This window comes from Labilithrix sp. (assembly GCA_019637155.1).
Lineage (GTDB): Bacteria > Myxococcota_A > Polyangia > Polyangiales > Polyangiaceae > Labilithrix.
Window position 1 is genome coordinate 59,444 of sequence record JAHBWE010000033.1, and the last position, 16,755, is coordinate 76,198.

At 69.7% G+C, this 16,755-nt stretch carries 18 protein-coding genes; 12 read left to right on the plus strand and 6 right to left on the minus strand.

Annotated features, from left to right (window positions below):
• Positions 1-28 precede the first annotated feature (28 nt).
• Genes KF837_43340 through KF837_43350 form a run of 3 tightly spaced genes read left to right on the plus strand, consistent with a single transcriptional unit; the run spans position 29 to position 2,381 of the window.
• Complete coding sequence (locus KF837_43340) at positions 29-406, plus strand: MarR family transcriptional regulator (GenBank protein ID MBX3234207.1); 378 nt, start codon at positions 29-31, stop codon at positions 404-406.
• Positions 403-1,236 carry an enoyl-CoA hydratase family protein gene (locus KF837_43345; GenBank protein ID MBX3234208.1) on the plus strand — a complete coding sequence of 278 codons (834 nt, stop codon included), beginning with the start codon at positions 403-405 and terminating at the stop codon, positions 1,234-1,236. Before KF837_43340 ends, KF837_43345 begins: the two co-directional genes overlap by 4 nt.
• Positions 1,233-2,381 carry an acyl-CoA dehydrogenase family protein gene (locus KF837_43350; GenBank protein MBX3234209.1) on the plus strand — a complete coding sequence of 383 codons (1,149 nt, stop codon included), beginning with the start codon at positions 1,233-1,235 and terminating at the stop codon, positions 2,379-2,381. Before KF837_43345 ends, KF837_43350 begins: the two co-directional genes overlap by 4 nt.
• A gap of 9 nt (positions 2,382-2,390) precedes the next feature.
• On the opposite strand, the gene KF837_43355 is transcribed toward KF837_43350, so the two are convergent.
• The gene (locus tag KF837_43355; GenBank protein MBX3234210.1) at positions 2,391-4,013 is read right to left on the minus strand and encodes a hypothetical protein; all 1,623 of its coding nucleotides are present in this window, start codon (positions 4,011-4,013) and stop codon (positions 2,391-2,393) included.
• A 42-nt stretch (positions 4,014-4,055) separates the two neighbouring features.
• Between KF837_43355 and KF837_43360 the strand changes: the two genes are divergently transcribed.
• The 5 genes from KF837_43360 to KF837_43380 all read left to right on the plus strand — a co-directional run bounded on the left by KF837_43360 (position 4,056) and on the right by KF837_43380 (position 10,203).
• Positions 4,056-5,486 (plus strand): NADH:flavin oxidoreductase, encoded by a 1,431-nt coding sequence (locus tag KF837_43360; protein MBX3234211.1) that lies wholly within the window; start codon positions 4,056-4,058, stop codon positions 5,484-5,486.
• 177 nt (positions 5,487-5,663) lie between these two features.
• A complete protein-coding gene (locus KF837_43365) occupies positions 5,664-7,040 on the plus strand; it encodes an SUMF1/EgtB/PvdO family nonheme iron enzyme (GenBank protein ID MBX3234212.1) in 1,377 nt (458 codons plus the stop codon).
• A 9-nt stretch (positions 7,041-7,049) separates the two neighbouring features.
• A complete protein-coding gene (locus KF837_43370) occupies positions 7,050-8,684 on the plus strand; it encodes a benzoate-CoA ligase family protein (GenBank protein ID MBX3234213.1) in 1,635 nt (544 codons plus the stop codon).
• 18 nt (positions 8,685-8,702) lie between these two features.
• Entirely contained in the window at positions 8,703-9,425 is a 723-nt protein-coding gene (locus tag KF837_43375; GenBank protein ID MBX3234214.1) for a Uma2 family endonuclease, read from the plus strand.
• Positions 9,426-9,432: 7 nt separating this feature from the next.
• Positions 9,433-10,203 (plus strand): creatininase family protein, encoded by a 771-nt coding sequence (locus KF837_43380; protein ID MBX3234215.1) that lies wholly within the window; start codon positions 9,433-9,435, stop codon positions 10,201-10,203.
• Here KF837_43380 and KF837_43385 read toward each other — a convergent pair whose 3' ends face one another.
• The 4 genes from KF837_43385 to KF837_43400 all read right to left on the minus strand — a co-directional run bounded on the left by KF837_43385 (position 10,204) and on the right by KF837_43400 (position 12,878).
• Complete coding sequence (locus KF837_43385; GenBank protein ID MBX3234216.1) at positions 10,204-10,398, minus strand: hypothetical protein; 195 nt, start codon at positions 10,396-10,398, stop codon at positions 10,204-10,206. It lies immediately after the preceding gene.
• A gap of 180 nt (positions 10,399-10,578) precedes the next feature.
• Positions 10,579-11,991: a hypothetical protein gene (locus tag KF837_43390; protein ID MBX3234217.1), complete on the minus strand. Its 1,413-nt coding sequence runs from the start codon at positions 11,989-11,991 to the stop codon at positions 10,579-10,581.
• Between the two features lie 303 nt (positions 11,992-12,294).
• A complete protein-coding gene (locus KF837_43395) occupies positions 12,295-12,609 on the minus strand; it encodes a type II toxin-antitoxin system PemK/MazF family toxin (GenBank protein MBX3234218.1) in 315 nt (104 codons plus the stop codon).
• A gap of 23 nt (positions 12,610-12,632) precedes the next feature.
• Positions 12,633-12,878, minus strand: a complete 246-nt coding sequence (locus KF837_43400) for a hypothetical protein (protein ID MBX3234219.1) — start codon at positions 12,876-12,878, stop codon at positions 12,633-12,635.
• On the opposite strand from KF837_43400, the gene KF837_43405 reads away from it, so the two are divergent.
• Entirely contained in the window at positions 12,843-13,487 is a 645-nt protein-coding gene (locus KF837_43405) for a response regulator transcription factor (GenBank protein MBX3234220.1), read from the plus strand. The two genes, KF837_43400 and KF837_43405, sit on opposite strands and share 36 nt — an antisense overlap.
• Before the next feature lie 84 nt (positions 13,488-13,571).
• A complete protein-coding gene (locus tag KF837_43410) occupies positions 13,572-15,332 on the plus strand; it encodes a carboxypeptidase regulatory-like domain-containing protein (protein MBX3234221.1) in 1,761 nt (586 codons plus the stop codon).
• 9 nt (positions 15,333-15,341) lie between these two features.
• On the opposite strand, the gene KF837_43415 is transcribed toward KF837_43410, so the two are convergent.
• The gene (locus KF837_43415; protein ID MBX3234222.1) at positions 15,342-15,488 is read right to left on the minus strand and encodes a hypothetical protein; all 147 of its coding nucleotides are present in this window, start codon (positions 15,486-15,488) and stop codon (positions 15,342-15,344) included.
• Positions 15,489-15,567: 79 nt separating this feature from the next.
• On the opposite strand from KF837_43415, the gene KF837_43420 reads away from it, so the two are divergent.
• Positions 15,568-15,750, plus strand: a complete 183-nt coding sequence (locus KF837_43420) for a hypothetical protein (GenBank protein ID MBX3234223.1) — start codon at positions 15,568-15,570, stop codon at positions 15,748-15,750.
• Positions 15,751-16,065: 315 nt separating this feature from the next.
• Entirely contained in the window at positions 16,066-16,551 is a 486-nt protein-coding gene (locus KF837_43425; protein MBX3234224.1) for a hypothetical protein, read from the plus strand.
• Positions 16,552-16,755: the final 204 nt, after the last annotated feature.

Sequence of the window (16,755 nt, forward strand, 5' to 3'; positions counted from 1 at the left end):
GTACCGGCTCCTTCGCTGCCACGCGCTCATGCTCGGCACGCTGCGGCGCGAGCTCGAGGACCGGATGACGCTCGCGCGCTTCGATCTCCTCGCGAGCCTCAACCGCAGCGACGGGCAGACGCTCGCCGCGCTGAGCCGCGACCTCCTCGTCACGGCGGGGAACGTGACCGGCCTCGTCGATCGCGCCGAGCGTGACGGTCACGTCGTCCGCCGCGCCGAGCCGAGCGACCGCCGCGTCGCGCGCGTCTGGCTCACGCCGGAGGGCCGCGCCCTCATCCGCTCGCTCTTGCCGATCCACACCCAGCACGTGAACGCGCTCATCGACGGGATGCCCGCCGCCGAGCGCCGCGACCTCCGCCGCCTCCTCGGCAGCCTCCGCGATCACCTCGAGAGGACGACGCCATGACGATCAACCCGAAGACCTTCGCGTACGACCTCTCGCCGAGCGGCGTCGCCACGATCACGCTCTGTCGCCCGGACCGGCTCAACTCGCTCACCTTCGAGGTCTACGAGGAGCTCCGCGACACGTTCGCCGCGCTCGATCACGAGAGCGCGGTCCGCTCCGTCGTCGTCACGGGGCAGGGGCGCGCGTTCTGCTCCGGCGGTGACGTCGAGAGCATCATCGGCGAGCTCTTCGCGCGCGACATGCAGGGGCTCGTCGCGTTCACGCGCGTCACCGGCGCGCTCATCCGCAACATCCGCGCGCTGCGGAGGCCCGTCGTCGCGGCGGTGAACGGAACCGCGGTCGGCGCCGGCGCCGTCATCGCGCTCGCCTGCGATTTCCGCGTCGCGAGCGCGACCGCGAAGATCGGCTTCATCTTCCCGAAGGTCGGGCTCTCTGGCGCCGACATGGGCGCGACGTACTTGCTCCCGCGCGTGGTCGGCCTCGGGCGCGCGAGCGAGCTCCTCTTCCTCGGCGACATCATCGGCGCGGAGGAGGCGCACCGCATCGGGCTCTTCGGCAAGGTCGTCCCCGCCGAGGAGTGCGTCCCCGCCGCGCGCGCGCTCGCCGAGCGCCTCGCGTCCGGCCCCGCGTTCGCGAACGCGATGACGAAGCAGATGCTCGAGAGCGAATTCACGATGACCCTCGATCAGGCGATCGAGGCCGAGGCGCAGGTGCAGGCGATCTGCATGCAGCACCCCGACTTCCGGACCTCGTACGACGCGTGGGTCGCGAAGAAGCCGATCGTCTTCCAGGGGTCCACGATCCCGTTCGACGCGGGCGGCAAGAAATGACCGCGCCCGCCAGGTCCCCCTCCTCCTGGTCCACGCTCCCGATGTTCTTCGAGGAGGGACATCGCGCGCTCGGGGCGAGCCTCGCCGATCTCCGCGACGACGACGTCGGGCTCCACGATCCGAAGCGCGTCATCCCCCGCCTCGCCGAGCTCGGGCTCACGAAGCTGCTCGTGCCCGGCGCCGAGCGCATCTCGGTGCGCTCCCTCTCCGTCGCGCGCGAGGCGCTCGCGTACGTCTCCGGCACCGCCGACTCCATCTTCGCGGTCGAGGGCCTCGGCTCGTATCCGTTCACGCTCGCGAACGAGACCGACAAGCGCGCCGCGATCCTCGCCGAGGTCACCCGCGGCACGCGCGTCTGCGCCTTCGCGCTCACGGAGCCGGAGGCGGGCTCGGACGTCGCGGCGATGAAGACCACCGCGCGCCGCGAGGGCGAGCACTGGGTCCTCGACGGCGAGAAGGTCTTCATCTCCAACGTCGGCATCGCGCATCACTACGTCGTCTTCGCGAACGCGGACCCGTCCGCCGGCAAGAAGGGGATCAGCGCGTTCCTCGTCGACGCCGGCGCGCCGGGCCTCGTCACCGAGCCGATCGCGCTCCACGTCGATCACCCGCTCGGCCGCCTCGCGTTCCGCGGCTGCAAGGTGCCGGCGAGCGCGCTCGTCGGTGAGGTCGGGATGGGGCTCCGCCTCGCGCTCGGCACCCTCGACGTGTTCCGCACCTCCGTCGGCGCGGCCGCGATCGGGATGGCGCATCGCGCCCTCGACGAGTCGATCGCGCGCGTGAAGAAGCGGGTGCAGTTCGGCAAGCCGCTCGCGGAGCAGCAGCTCACGCAGGCCGCGCTCGCCGACATGGCGACGGAGCTCGACGCGTCGCGCCTCCTCGTCGCCCGCGCGGCGTGGGAGAAGGACCACGAGGCGCTGGGCGCGCGCAGCGACGGCGTGTCGGTCGCGATGGCGAAGATGTTCGCGACGGAGGCGGCGCAGCGCATCGTCGATCGCGGCGTGCAGCTCTTCGGCGGCCTCGGCGTCGTCGACGGCACGGTGGTGGAGCGGCTCTACCGCGAGATCCGCGCGCTCCGCATCTACGAAGGCACGACCGAGATCCAGAAGCTCATCATCGGCGGCGCGCTCGTTCGATCGCGCTGACGCGCACCGTCACTCGCTCGGGCAGGTCGGGTCGGGGACGATCTCGATGTCGTCGACGTCGAGCGTGGCGCCGGTGCAGCCGTTGACCCGTCCGTCGAGCTCGAAGTGGAGCGTGAAGCGCGAGCCGGTGTGGAGCGGGGGGATGCATTCGACGTGCTGGGTCCACGTCGTCGCGGGCGCGAGCTCGTGGCGGTGGACCGGGTTGGTGGACACCGTCGCGACCGAGACGGCGTCCGGCTGGTAGCGGTACCAGAAGCGGACGGCCGGCCCCTCCGTGTCCGTGAACGCGGGGACCGTCGTCACGAGCGTGGCCCGCGGCTCCCAAGGCCGGACCGATCCGCACACGTCCGGCGACGTCTGGAGCGAGAGGTACCCGGACCCCGATCGAGGCGACGCCGTCGCGCGCCCGGCAAAGTGTCCGGCCCGCTCGGTGACGAACCACCCGAAGACCGGATCGCCGCTCGTCTCGAAGCCGAGGTTCGTGACCGCCGCGTCGCCGTCGCAGGCGGCGACCTCGGCGAAGGCGACGTCGTCGATCGCGACCTCGCTCGGAGCCTCGCCCGGGGCGCGGAAGCTGTCCTGCGCGCACCCGATCGCGAGCTCGCTCACGACGCCGTGGGTCCAGCGCGGCAGGCACACCGTCTGCGTCGTCCGTGACGGATCCGATCGAAGCCGCACGAGCTCTCGCTGGTCGAGCAGCACGTGGACGTTGCCGGTGCCGTACGTGCGCATCGTGACGGCGTTCACGCCCGACTTCGGGATCGAGACGGCCTGGAACATGACGCCGTTGCTGCCCGACTCGCTCACGAGGCACTTCGCGGCGCGGCTCCCGTTGGTGCCGGCGCCGGGGACCACGTTGATGGTGGTGGGAACGGCGATCTGAAACCCGCCCGCCGTCTCGAAGTCGCCGTTCGCGAGGACGCCGGGGCGAGGGCAGGTCGGGTCCGGGACGACGCGGAAGTCGTCGACGTCGATGCGGTCGAAGAGGTCTCCGGTGCTGACCAGAAAATTGGTCTTCTTGCCGTACGCGGCCTCGCCGAGACAGACGCGCGTGGTGTCCGACCACGTGCCCACGAAGGAGGACCGGGAGCGAGCGTCGAGGATCGCGACTCCGTCGATGAACGGCACGAGCGGGTAGTCGTTCCTCTTCGACGAGACAACCATGACGTCGCCCAACCAGGCGAGCGGGCCCGTCTCCGCGAACGGCGGGAGCACGATCGACTGCGCGACGGCGCCGTAGTGGTAGCGAGGGGTGGCGACGTCGGCGAGGCGCGCGACTCCGAGATCGGTCTTCATCGTCGCGCCGCCCGACACCGTCCAGGCTCCGGCCGGGACGCCGGTGAAGCTCGGATCGACGAACGGGTTCGCGAGGACGCAGCCGCTCGTGCCCAGCTCGAAGCCGATCGGGCAGGGCGAGCCGGCCTCTGCGTCGGCGCCCGCGTCGGCGTCGGCGCCCGCGTCGCTCGGCGCGCCGGCCTCCGGCGTGGTCGCCGCGTCGTCGACGGATCCGCCCGCGTCGACGATGGGATCGCCCGCGTCGTCCGCCGGCGCCGGACCTGCGTCGACGGGAGCCTCCGCGTAGTCCGACTGGCATGCGCACAAGAGCGCAAGGACGACGCCCGACCTTCGCACGCGCGCAGCATATCACGTAGCGGCTAAGATGCGCCGCTCACGATGAGCGCGCTGTTCGAGCCCTTCCGCATCAACCAGGTCACGCTGCCGAACCGGCTCGTCTTGCCGGCGATGGTGACGCGGCTCTCCGGCGAGGACGGGCTCGTCAACGACGACATCCGTGCACGATACACGCGGTTCGCGCGCGGCGAGGTCGGCCTCGTCGTCGTCGAGGCGATGGCGGTGCACGGCGCGAAGAGCGGGCCCCTCCTCCGCATCTCGTCCGACGAGTACGTCCCCGGCCTCGCCGATCTCGCGGCGCGCGTGCACGACGCGGGGCCGAGCAAGGTGGTGCCGCAGATCATCCACTTCCTCAAGATCTCGCGGTCGGGGTGGCGCCAGACGGTGGACATGCTGTCGCGCGAGGAGATCGACGGCGTCGTCGACGCGTACGGCGCGGCGGCGGCGCGCGCGCGGCGCTGCGGGTTCGACGGCGTCGAGCTCCACATGGCGCACGCCTACACGCTCTCGTCGTTCCTCTCCCGCCTCAATCCGCGGAAGGACGAGTACGGCGGCTCGCTCGCCAACCGCCTGCGGCTCCCGCTCCGCGTCGTCTCGCGCGTGCGCGCCGAGGTCGGACCCGACTTCATGGTCGGCGTCCGCTTCCTCGGCGAGGAGTGCATCCGGAACGGCTACACCGTCCTCGACGCGGGGCCGATCGCGTGCGAGCTCGCGCGCGCGGGCGTCGACTACATCTCGCTCTCCGCCGGCGGCAAGTTCGAGGACGCGCGCGTGATCGAGGGCGAGCCGCTCTATCCGTACACGGGCTACTCCGGCGATCGCTGCATGCCGGGGAACGCGTACCCCGACGGCGCGAACCTCTACATCCCCGACGCCGTGCGCGCGGCGCTGCGGAGCGCGGGGCACGCCACGCCCGTCGTCGCGGCCGGCAAGATCGGCTCGCTCGAGCTCGCTATGCAGGTCGTCCTCCGCGGACAGGGCGACCTCGTCGGCATGGCGCGCGCGCTCCTCGCCGACCCCGACCTCCCGCGGAAGTGGCGCGCCGGGCGCGAGGACACGGTCGTGCGCTGCATCTACGGCAACGTCTGCAAGGCGCTCGACGAGAGCTTCAAGCGCGTCGACTGCACGCTGTGGCCGAAGAAGACGGGCCAAGCGCCGGAGAGCGCGGACGCGATCCCGCCGTCGTTCCCGCCGGGCGGCGCCGAGCTGCGTGCAGAATGCAAAGATGGCCGCGTCCTCCTCCGCTGGCAGGCCGCCACCGACAACGAGGCGATGTACGGCTACCAGGTGTTCCGCGGCGAAGGCGCGAGCGGCCTCCTCCTCCATCACGCGAGCGTGCGCGCCGTCTCGACGCGTTACGAGGACACGCGCGTCGTCGGCGGCGGGACCTACCGCTACGCGCTCCGCCCCTACGACCTCGCCGGCAACCGCGGGCCGATGACGGACCCGATCGCGATCACGGTGACGTCTTGATGGACCGGCTGCGATCCAGCAGGGGCTCTCAACGTCAGGGGCTTCGCCCCCGACACCCCCACCCCAGAGCACGGCCCTCGAAGACTCGGGGCGCTTCGCGCCCGCTGTGGCGGCCGCGCTCTGGGGCCCCTCTCCGGCGCCTTCCAGCCGGGTCTGGCTATTGCAGGAGTAGTGGGCATGGTCCGCTCGCCGGCGATCACGATTGCTCTAATTGCGATCGGTGCGCTCGCGGCTTGCACCACGTTTTCGGGGCTCACGGCGGACTCCGCTGCCGTGGTCCCGAACCCGGACGGCAAGGCGGCGGGCGCGCAGTGCGTCGACGACGGCGACTGCGCCTCGTTGAAGTGCACGTCGGGCAAGTGCACGACCGTCGCCGGCGCCGATCCCGAGAACGGGAAGAAGGACGGCGACGAGACGGACGTCGACTGCGGCGGCAAGAGCGCGCCGAAGTGCGAGGAGGGGAAGAGCTGCGACGAGAACGACGACTGCGAGAGCGCCTCGTGCACGAGCGGCACGTGCAAGGCGCCTTCGCCGGACGACGGGCTCAAGAACGCGGACGAGACCGACGTCGACTGCGGCGGCGTCGCGGCGCCGAAGTGCGCGCTCGACAAGGCGTGCGAGAAGAACACGGACTGCGCGAGCGACGCGTGCGGCTACGAGAAGAAGTGCGTCGAGTTCAAGAGCTGCGTGAGCCACTTCGGCGGCGACACGTGCGGCTCGGGCGAGACCAGCGCCGCCGACAAGAAGCACGAGAGCTGCTGCACGGTGGTGCAGTCGCAGAGCATCAAGGTCAACAAGTACCAGGTCACCGCCGGTCGCATGCGCGCGTTCATCGATCGCTACAACGGCAACCTGAAGCTGTGGGCGGAGAGCAACCCGAAGGGCTGGAACAGCGCCTGGAACAGCGAGCTCCCGGGCTCGCCCGACGAGGCGCTCGAGTCGATGGGCCCCGCCGCCAAGCGCGGCTGCCGGATCACGCAGAGCGGCGGCGGCTCGCGCACGTACTGGACGCCGGAGCGGCAGTACGTCGACGGCAACGTCGACAAGCAGTCCTACCCGCAGGACGTCCTCGACGAGAAGGCGCTGAACTGCGTCTCGTGGCACCTCGCGCAGGCGCTCTGCGTGTTCGACGGCGGCCGCTTGATGTCGAACGCCGAGCTGAAGTCGCTCCGCACGAACGGCGGCGCGACGCGGTGGCCGTGGGGCGACACCCCGAGCTTCCAGTTCAAGTCGGGCAGCAACCCGGCCAACCACACCTACAACTATCAGCTCCCGCAGAGCACGACCCAGGACCAGACCCGGTTCGTCTCGCCGCCGGGCCGCTTCCCCGCCGGCGCGAACCAGGACGGCGTCCAGGACCTCATCGGCAACGTGATGCCGTGGGTCAACGACAACCCGCGCCGCTTCGCGTGGACGGCGTCGTGGGAGGACAGCCATCCGCCCGCCGGCGTCTCCGGTGTGCCCGAGACCCAGCTGTGGCCGCAGGCGAACGGCAGCGGCGGCCCCGACGCGAACGGCTACTGGGCCATTGGCTTCCGCTGCGTCTTCGAGTAGCCCCTCGATGTGACGTCGATCTCGTTCCCCGAAGACCTCAGCCTCGCGCGCTACTTCCTCTTCGACCGGCTCGACGAGGGCTTCGCGACGAAGGACGCGATCCTCTTCGGAGAGCGGAGCTGGACCTACTCCTCCGTCGCCGACAAGACGCGGCGGATGATCGACGTGCTCGCGTCGAACGGCGTCCGCCGCGGCGAGCGCGTGCTCGTCGTCCTCCCCGACGTGCCACCGTTCGCGTGGACCTTCTTCGGCGCGCTCGGTCGCGGCGCCGTCATCGCGATGGGCAACCCGCTCGCGCCGCCGGAGACGCTCGAGTACCTCGTCGGCTACACGCGCGCGACGGCGATCGTCACCGTGCCTTCGGTCGCGGCGCTGCTCCGCCCGCTCGTTTCGTCCGCCGCGAGCGAGGTGCAAGTCATGCTCGTCGTCCCCGACGCCGCGACCGGCTCCGATCCCGAGGCGAGAATCGATGATTTCGTGTTTGACGACAAAATCAAAGAGCTCGCGCCCGCGCTCGCATCCGCGAGGCCGGCGGAGCTGGTGAAGGTGCACCGCGACGAGCCCGCGATCTGGCTCTTCACGAGCGGCTCCACCGGCGAGCCGAAGGCGAACGTGCACACGAACCGCGACTTCGCGTTCAACACCGAGGTCTACGCGAAGCGCACGGTGGGCTATCGCAAGGACGACGTCACCGTGAGCGTGCCGCGCCTCTTCTTCGGCTACGCGACGGGCACGAACCTGATGTTCCCGTTCGCGGTCGGCGCGACGACGGGCCTCTTCAGCGAGCGCCCCACCCCCGAGAGCGTCGCGCGCGCGATCACGACGTACAAGGCGACGATCGCGACGAACGTCCCGACCATGCTCGGCAAGCTCCTCGAGCACGACGACGAGCTGAAGAAGGCGGGCAAGCCCGGGCTCGATCTCGCGAGCATCCGCTTCTCGCTCTCCGCCGGCGAGGCGCTGCCGGAGCCGCTCCTCCGCCGCTGGCTCGCGCGCACGTCGAGCGACGTCTACGACGGCATCGGCTCGGCGGAGATGTTCCACATCTACGCGTCGAACCGCCCCGGCGACATCAAGCCCGGCTCGCTCGGCAAGGTCGTCGACGGCTACGAGCTGCGCGTGCTGCCGGAGGACGCGGAGGGCCCCGGCGCCGCGCCGTGCGCGCCGGGCGAGATCGGCGTGCTCTGGGTGCGCGGCGACAGCGTCTCGCAGCAGTACTGGCTCGATCGCGACAAGAGCTGGCGCGTGTTCCACGGCCACTGGTGCCGGACCGGCGATCTCTTCAAGGTCGACGAGGAAGGATACTTGTACTTTGCAGGTCGCGCCGACGACCTCCTGAAGGTCGGCGGGCAGTGGGTCGCGCCGCTCGAGGTCGAGGAGTGTCTCCTCGAGCACCCCGCGATCGCGGCCTGCGCCGTCATCGGCGTGGATGAGGAGGGCCTCGTGAAGACGAAGGCCTTCGTCGTCGTGCGCGCCGGCCACCGCGTCACCGCCGAGGAGGTGCAGGAGCACGTGCGCGGAAAGCTTGCGAAATACAAGTATCCACGCGTCGTCGAGCTCGTCGACGACCTCCCGAAGAACGACCGCGGCAAGGTCGACAAGAAGGCGCTCAAGGCCCGGAGCGGCACAAAACCCCCCGCGTGATACGATCGAACGACGCCCATGGTTCAGTCGGCCAAGAGCCTCGTGCATCGACATCCGGTCCCGCGCTGGAGCGAGGAGTGGCTCATTCCGGAGGAGACGGTGCCCGAGTCCCAGCCGCACGACATCGTGCTCGATCTGTTGAAGGCGCTGCTCCTCGCGTTCGTCGCGCGCACGAAGATGAACGCGCAGGTCGCGCGCAACCTCGCCGTGCGCTTCACCGCCGACAACCCGCGCGTCGGCGTCGACCCCGACCTCTGCCTCATCACCCCGCGGACGCCGGAAGGCGACGACCTCGAGAGCCTGCGCCTCTGGGAGCCGGGTCATTCGCCGCCCGCCCTCGCGATCGAGGTCGTGAGCGCGAGCAACGCGGAGAAGGACTACGTCCGTTCGCCCGAGAAGTACGCGTCATGCGGCAGCAAGGAGCTCTGGATCTTCGATCCGAAGCTCGCCGGACGAGCCACCTACGGCGGTCCACAGCGTCTCCAGGTCTGGCAGCTCAAGGACGAGACCTTCGAGCTGACCTACGCGGGCGAGGGGCCTGCGTTCTCCGCCGTCCTCGGCGCCTGGCTCCACGTCGTGGACGAGGGACGAAAGCTCCGCGTCGCCGACGATCGGGAGGGGACGACGTTCTGGCCGACGGCCGAGGAGTCGGAGCGCGCAGCGAAGGAAGCGGAGCGCGCAGCGAAGGAAGCGGCGCTCGCGCGCGTCGCGGAGCTCGAGGCGGAGCTCCGGCGGCGGTGAAGGTGTCATGAAGCTCGCGGAGCTCACCTACGAGCAAGTGGCGGAGCTCTGCGGCAGCGGCCGCGCGGTCGCGATCGTCCCCGTCGGCAGCGTCGAGCCGCACGGGCCGCACCTGCCGCTCGACACGGACACGACCATCAGCGAGACGTGCGCCGCGCGCGCGGTTCCGCGCCTCGAGGAGAAGGGGATCCCCGCCGTCGTCGCGCCGAGCGTGCCGTACGGCGTGACCGAGTACGCGTCGGGCTTCGCCGGCGCGGTCGGCGTCGCGCCGGAGGTCCTCACCGCGTTCCTCCGCTCGATCGCCGAGAAGCTCCTCGTCACCGGCTTCGCGCACGTCTGCTTCGTGAACAACCACCTCGAGCCCGCGCACGACGTCGCGGTGCGCGCGGCGGCGGAGGGGCTCTCCGCGAGCGTCGCGTGTCCGCTCACGCGGCGCTGGGGCCGCACCCTCTCCGACGAGTTCAAGCGCGGCGACTGCCACGCGGGCCGCTACGAGACGTCGCTCGTGCTCGCGGCCGGAAAGACGCCGCACGGCGACGTCGGCGCGCTCCCCACCGTCGGCCTGAGCCTCGCGACCGCGATCCGCGCCGGCAAGAAGACGTTCGCCGAGATCGGAATGGAGCGCGCGTACACGGGCGCTCCATCCGAGGCGACGGCGGCGGAGGGCGAGGACCTCTACGAGCGGCTCGTCACGATGGTCGTGACCGAGATCGAAGAGGGGCTCAAGGCGGGAGCGACGATCCCGCCCGAGCACGCGAAGAGCGAAGTCGCGACCTGATCAGCCGCCCTGGCAGGTGCCCTTGCCGTCGTACCAGGTGCACGCGCCGCAGCACTCCTGGCTGTCCTTGCACGACGCGCCGGCCGGTTTGCATGCGTTCGGCTGCGGCTCGGCGTTCGCGACACCCGGAGCCGTCGTCGCGAACGCGACGAAACCAAAGACACCAACGACCACGGCGAGAGCGAGCTTCTTCATTCGTGAATACCTCCCAGTCGACAACGACAGCAGCCGGAACTATCCCGGTCAACATATTTCGACTAGGCGCTCGTCATCCACGCGGCGTACCAGGCGGACGACAGGGCGTTACCGCGCGTTTCGACGCGACGTTGTGCGGATGTCCGCACAGTTCGTGCGGGCGAAGTGCGGAGAGGTGCACTACAGCTGTTTCCGCAAGTCGTTGAGATCGCCGAGCGAGAGGCCGCAGCCTTCGACGGAGGGCGTGACCCAGTTGAAGCCGCCGCCGGGGAGGCGCTTGCCGACGGGGAGGCCGAGCGCGCCGGCCTGATCCGGGACGAGCGGGTAGTAGGTGAGGAAGTTGAAGCACATCTCGTCGGCGGTGTTCTCACCGAACTTGATCGTCTGATCGCCCGGGTTCTTGAACACGCAGGTCGAGCGGAACACGTCGCCGGCGCTCACCTTCACGTCGATCTCGTGGTTCGCCTGGTTCTCGAAGTCGAACCGCTCTTGCGAGAACACGTCCTCTTCCGGTCCGGTGCCGCCCTTGAGGCGCTTGGTCCCGATCGACATGCCGGCCTTGTGCATGTGCGGGTTGGCGCCGAAGAACGTCGCGCCGTCGAAGCGCTCGTCGAGCTTGTAGTCGCAGGTCACGGCCTGCTCCGCGCGCGGCGGGACGTCGATCTTCACCGAGCCGAAGGCGAGGACGCCGGCGTCGTTCGGGCGGAGGTCCTCCGTCGTGCAGAGGTCGAAGCCGCTGAGGTCCTCCTGCCCCGCGAGGTTCGTCGCGTTGTTGTAGTGGAGCTGCACCACGTAGTGGGTCGTGCCCGGGTTGATCGGCATGCCCGCCTCCGCCGGCAGCTCGAACGCGGTGCCGCCCGGCGCCCACCCGGTGATGAGCTTCCACTTCGCCTGGAACGGGGTGCACGGCTGCGGGTCGGGGCTCACGCTCTTGTCCGCCTCGAGCACGAGGATGTGATGGAGGATCTTCTTGTTGTCGACGAGCGGACCGAAGCCGACGATGTGCTTCTTCTTGTCGGTGGTGACGTCGACGCCGAAGCAGACGTACTCGTCGGTCGGACCATCTTGCGCCATCTTGTACGGCGACTTCGCGACGAGCTTCATGTCGGCCTTGCAGCCGAGCTTCGGGACGTCGCTCTTCTGCGCGGCCTCGCAGCTCGCTTCCTTGCCGGCGGCGAGCCCGCCGTCGATCCAGCTGGAGAGCGTCTTCTTCTCGTCGTCGCTCAGCGCCGGCGCGGTGATCGGCGGCATCGGTCGATCCTCGTTCGCGACGCGCGCCGCCACGAGGTCGCTCACCTTCTTGCCGTTGAACTCCTTCTTCAGGTCGTCGAGCGTGACGAGGCTCGTCGACGCGCCGTAGTTGGTCTCGGCGCCGTGACAGAGCTGGCACTTCTCTTCGAGGACCTTCTTCACCGCGCACGGCAGCCCGCTCTCGTTCTTCTCGGTCGCGGCGTCACCGTCCGCGCCCGTCGCCGCGGACGGGTTGTTCCCGTCCTTGTCTCGAGCGGGATCGAAGCTGATCGGCGCGGTGCAGCCGGCGACGACGACGGCGACGAGGACGCAGACCACGGCGACGACGGCGGGGACCTTCATGACGAAGCCTCCTCACTGCAGCGCCCGCGCCACCCTCCGTCGACTGGCGTTCAATGGTTTCCGCGCCCGCGTCGTCGCCCTCCGGAGACGCCGCTGGATCTCACGGGGCGCGGGGGCGCCGGCAGCCTCCGTCTGCCGAGCACCCCGCGCCGATCGCGAAAGTTAAGTGCGCGGGTGCTTCGGGCCGGGACACCCCCGACGGCCCGAGGCGACCTGCGCATACACGCGCTCATAGCTCCGTCGCTCGAGCCACGCCATACGTAGGAACCCGTAGTCGTTCGCTGGCGGCTAGCGGCGACGAGGTCAGAGCCCAAGGAGCATGCGTACGACGTCTTCGACCGCGCGCAGCGTGACGGGCCGAACGACGCCCAAGCGCCGACCGACCCGGTCGGCCGAGATCGTTCGCACTTGTTCGCCGATCACCCAGCTTGGCACCGTGAGCCCCCCTTCCGGCGGACGCACCGCGATGCGTGAAGGGATGTTGGTGCGTTCCTTGCTCGTGATCGGCAGCACCGTAACGAGGCGGCCGGGGCCTGCGTTCCAAGTGTCCGCGCTGAGCACGAGCGCGGGCCGTCGTCCTGCTTGTTCGTGGCCACGGACAGGGTCGAGGTCGATCAACCACACTTCGCCTCGACGCGCGCTCATTCGTCGTCGAGCCCGTCCGCGCTCGTCGCGTCCCAGGCGGAAGCGTCACGCTGCTCTTCCGCCCAGGCATCGGGGTCGGCGCGGAGCGCGGCGTACCCCGCGTTCATCTGCTCGAAGAACACCTCCCGACGTAGCAGCTCCACCGCGCGACGGAGCGCCTCCGACAGCGGGATCGACTTCGCCTTCGCGATCTCGGCGAGAGCGGTATGCGCGGCAGGGTCGATGCGAACGGTCTGAGCCATCAGCTACAGATTTGTGTACACTTATGTATACGTCAAGCTGGTACCTGCGAAATCGGCGCTCGCTACGTGGAAGCACGTATGTCGCCGCGCGCGAGCGGCCATCAGGATGACTCGATGCGCGGAGCGAGCGACGAACGGCCGCCGGAGCTCGTCGAGCTGCTCGTGACCTCGCTCGACGAGCTCGCGCGCTTGACCTGCCGCGATCCGCGCGTCGAAGGTTGGATCGCGGCGCAGCGGCGCCGTCTCGATTCGCTCCGTCTGGCGATCCGCGCGGCCCGCGAGAGCGCAGGGGAGGAGGAGCGCTTGGGGGGCATCGAGCGCGACATCGCGCTCGCCGACGTCGATCGCCTCGCGCCGACGGCGGCGCGAGAATGGAGCTTGACCGACCGTCAGAGCCAAGTGCTTCGGCTCGTCGCCGAGGGGCTCTCGAACAAGGAGATCGGCACCGTCGCGCGGATGTCTCCTCGCACGGTGGAGGTGCACGTGACGGCCATCCTCCAGAAGTCTGGCGTCGACACCCGAACGCGACTGATCGCGGAGACGTGGCGCCGCCGGCGCCGCTGGGCGCGCGCCTCAGAAAGTCCCGCGGAGCCCGAAGACGTTGGTTGAGCCCGTCGCGATGAGAGGGCGCCGCCCGCGACATCCGTGGAACCCCGTATGGTCAATCGATCGACGGAGAAGTACGAGTTGGCGATGAAGAAGAAGTACCGAAATGGCAGCTTTCGTCGGCTCGCAGTCGCGGTCGTAGGTGTCGGCGCCTGGCTCGCGATCGCCGGTTCGGGTTGCTCGTCGTCGTCGGGCTCCAAGGGCGGGGTGGTGAAGGGCGTCGTCGTCCGGGACGACGGCCAGCCGCTCGAAGGCGTCGACGTATCGACCGCCGACGGCGCGACCACGACGACCAACGCGCAAGGCAAGTACACGATCAACCTCGGCGTCGGCGCGCGCCGCGTGTTGAGGTTGTCGAAGTCGGGCTACTTCACGAACGTCGTCGGCGTGACGCCGTCAGCGAAGGCAGCGACCAACCAGCGCAACGTTCTCCGCGAACGAAAGCTGCTCGGCAAGGTCGACGGCGCGACGGGCGGACTCGTCGCGTCCGACTCGAAGAACATCCAGATCGCGCTCGAGCCCGGAGCGCTCGCCCTCGAGGGGGGCGGGGCGCCGGCCGGCAGCGTGGACATCTTCGTCGCGTACGTGGATCCGACCGACGAGAGCTTCGCCGCGCAAATGCCCGGTGGCGACTTCCGCGCCCGGCGGAACCGGCCCGCAGGCACCGACGCCGGCGTGAGCATTCCGCCGATCCCCCCGCCGATCGACGCGTCGGACGAGGTGGACGCCGGCGCAGGGAGCGCCGGAGAAGAGGACGCCGCGGTGCCGGCAGCGCCTCCGGAGGAGGACGACGACGGCGGAGGAGCGGATGGAGGAGATCCGTCCGACGGCGTGCTCACGTCGTTCGGCGCGCTGTTCATCGAGGCCGAGGACGAGAATCGCCGGCCCGTCGTCTTCACGCGCCCCTCGGACATCTGCGTCACGATCCCCGAAGCGATGCGCGCGAGCGCGCCTGCCACGATGCCGATCTGGGTCCTCGGGACGTCGACGGCGACGTGGGAAGAGACCACGGTGGCGGTGAAGGTCGACGACCAATACTGCTTCCAGGGCGGAGCGATGGGAGCCGTGAACTGCGACATCTTCCAGCGGGTCGCGTACGTCAAGGGCCGCGTCTGCGACAAGAACCGTGTCGTCGCGAACGCCGAGATCGTGATCACGAACCCGAACGTGAGCGGCAGCCAGCTCCGCGTCTTCACGGACGAGAGCGGCGAATACCTGGTCGCGGTGGGCTCCGGCTCCGATCTGACGGCGCAGGTGCGCCTCGCCGGCGCGGACGCCTCGCCGGCGAGCGGCGCGGCGACGCTTCAGGAGACGATCTGCGCGCTCTGTCCCGGCGAGACAACGACCGTCGACTTCGGTGTCTGCCCGGTGGGCTTCGGAGCGGACGCAGCGGACGCGGCGGAGACGAAGAGGAACGACGTCTTCGGATGCCGCGACTCGATGTGTCGCGACAACTCTGCCTTCCAGAGCACGGCGAGCGTCTGCGCGACGCAACAGGTCGCGGGCGGTGATACCCCGGAGACACGCACGATCGAGCTCGGCCGGTCTCGCGGCACGTTCACGTTCTACCACGAGGCTTACGGCAAGAAGGACCAGATGCAGGTGTTCTACGAGGGCCAGCAACTCTACGACACAGGCTGCATCTCGGGCGGGACGACCGCGACCCTCTCTTTCGCCGGTGCCGCGACGGCGATCGTGGTCGTCGTGACGCCGAACTGCGACAGCCCCGAGCTCGGCACCGCGTGGGATTTCCTGATCGGGTGTCCGCCGTGGCTTCAGCTCGGCGGCGCTACGCCCCCGGTCGGCGACGGAGGCGCGCCGGACGCCGGCGGCGGCGACGGCGGTTAGAGAGAAGCGTCAGGTGCTGCTGCAGACCGTGTTCTGACCGCTGAGGTTCAGGGTGAAGGTCTGCGTCGTGCCGCTCCACGTACCGATGGGCAGGCCCTGGGAGAGGACCAGTCCGTCGGGCTGGAGGGTGAATGACGACGCTCCAGCCGTGAGCACGCAGCTTCCGGTCGCATTCGAGAGGGTCGCGATCGACGAGGCACCGCAGAGGTACTGACCGCTGCAGACGTCGGTGAGCGTGGTCCCGGCGTTCGGCGTACCGCTGTCCGGGGTACCACCGCTCGACGACGAGGAGCTGCTCGAGGACGTGCTGCTCGACGACGAGGACGACGAGCTACCGGAGCTGCTCGTGCTCGAGCTGGAGGTGGACGATGTGGACGATGACGACGATCCCGTCGGAGGGGGCGGATCGGGCTGCTGACCGGAGCTGCTGCTGCTGGTCGGCCGGCGAGTGCCGTGCGGATCATCATAGAAGTCGCCCGGGGCCTCGCGGGTTCCGATGAGACCGATGCCGATCGGACCGTCGCCCGAACCGCATCCCGCCGAAGCTGCGACCAATCCCCCGACCGTCGCGGCCAACCACTGCACTATCGACTTGACCCTCATGCGCCGGCCGGCAGGTCAGCACGAGGATGGTCGCCTCGGCCATACGGGTTCTCCCTGATGTCGAGGCGACCCCGATAGGACTACACCCAAGATCAGCGTGAGAGCGGCCTGCAAGACATGGATCGTCGCCTTGGCACTCATGGCGTGTAGCGGCGGCAATGGTCCCGTCGGGATCGACGTGATTGGACAAAGGGAGGATCCGGGAGGCACCCGCAATGAGCCGGCAAGCGTCTCCAGCGACTCGCACACCTCTTCCAGCGGCGTCTCGTCGAGCGGGGCCGTGGCCTCGTCGAGCGGCAGCTCGGGGGATATCTCGTCGAGCGGCTCGCCTTCCCTCGAGCGCGATGCGTTTCTGGAGCGTTGCACCGGCACCTATCGCTGCACTTCGCCGACGAGCTCCCTTGCGCCGGTGACGGCGGCTCTATCGGTCGCCGCGGGCGCATGCACGGCGTACGTGGCGGAGTACGAGGTGACGGGCACACTCGAGCGTGACGGTCGCATCACCGCGAGCGACGAGGGGCTTCCCTGGACGTGGACCGTCGTCGACGGCGAGCTCGCGATCTCCTTCTCGGAAGAAGACGAGCCCGCGCGCTGCCGTTCGGTCGCGAGCCCCTGAGCCCGATAATCGGTTCGATACGAATGCGATATCCGTGTAACCCCTTATGTCATTCGTAGCCTCCTTGAGGCATCGTCCCCCCGACGCGCGAGGGAATGCGCGTTCGGAGGAGTGATTCGAGGATGAAGCGAGAGAGGATTCTTCTGGGCGTCGCGCTGTGCGCGGGGGGACTCCTCCTCCATCGGCCGGTGGCGGCGCAGATAC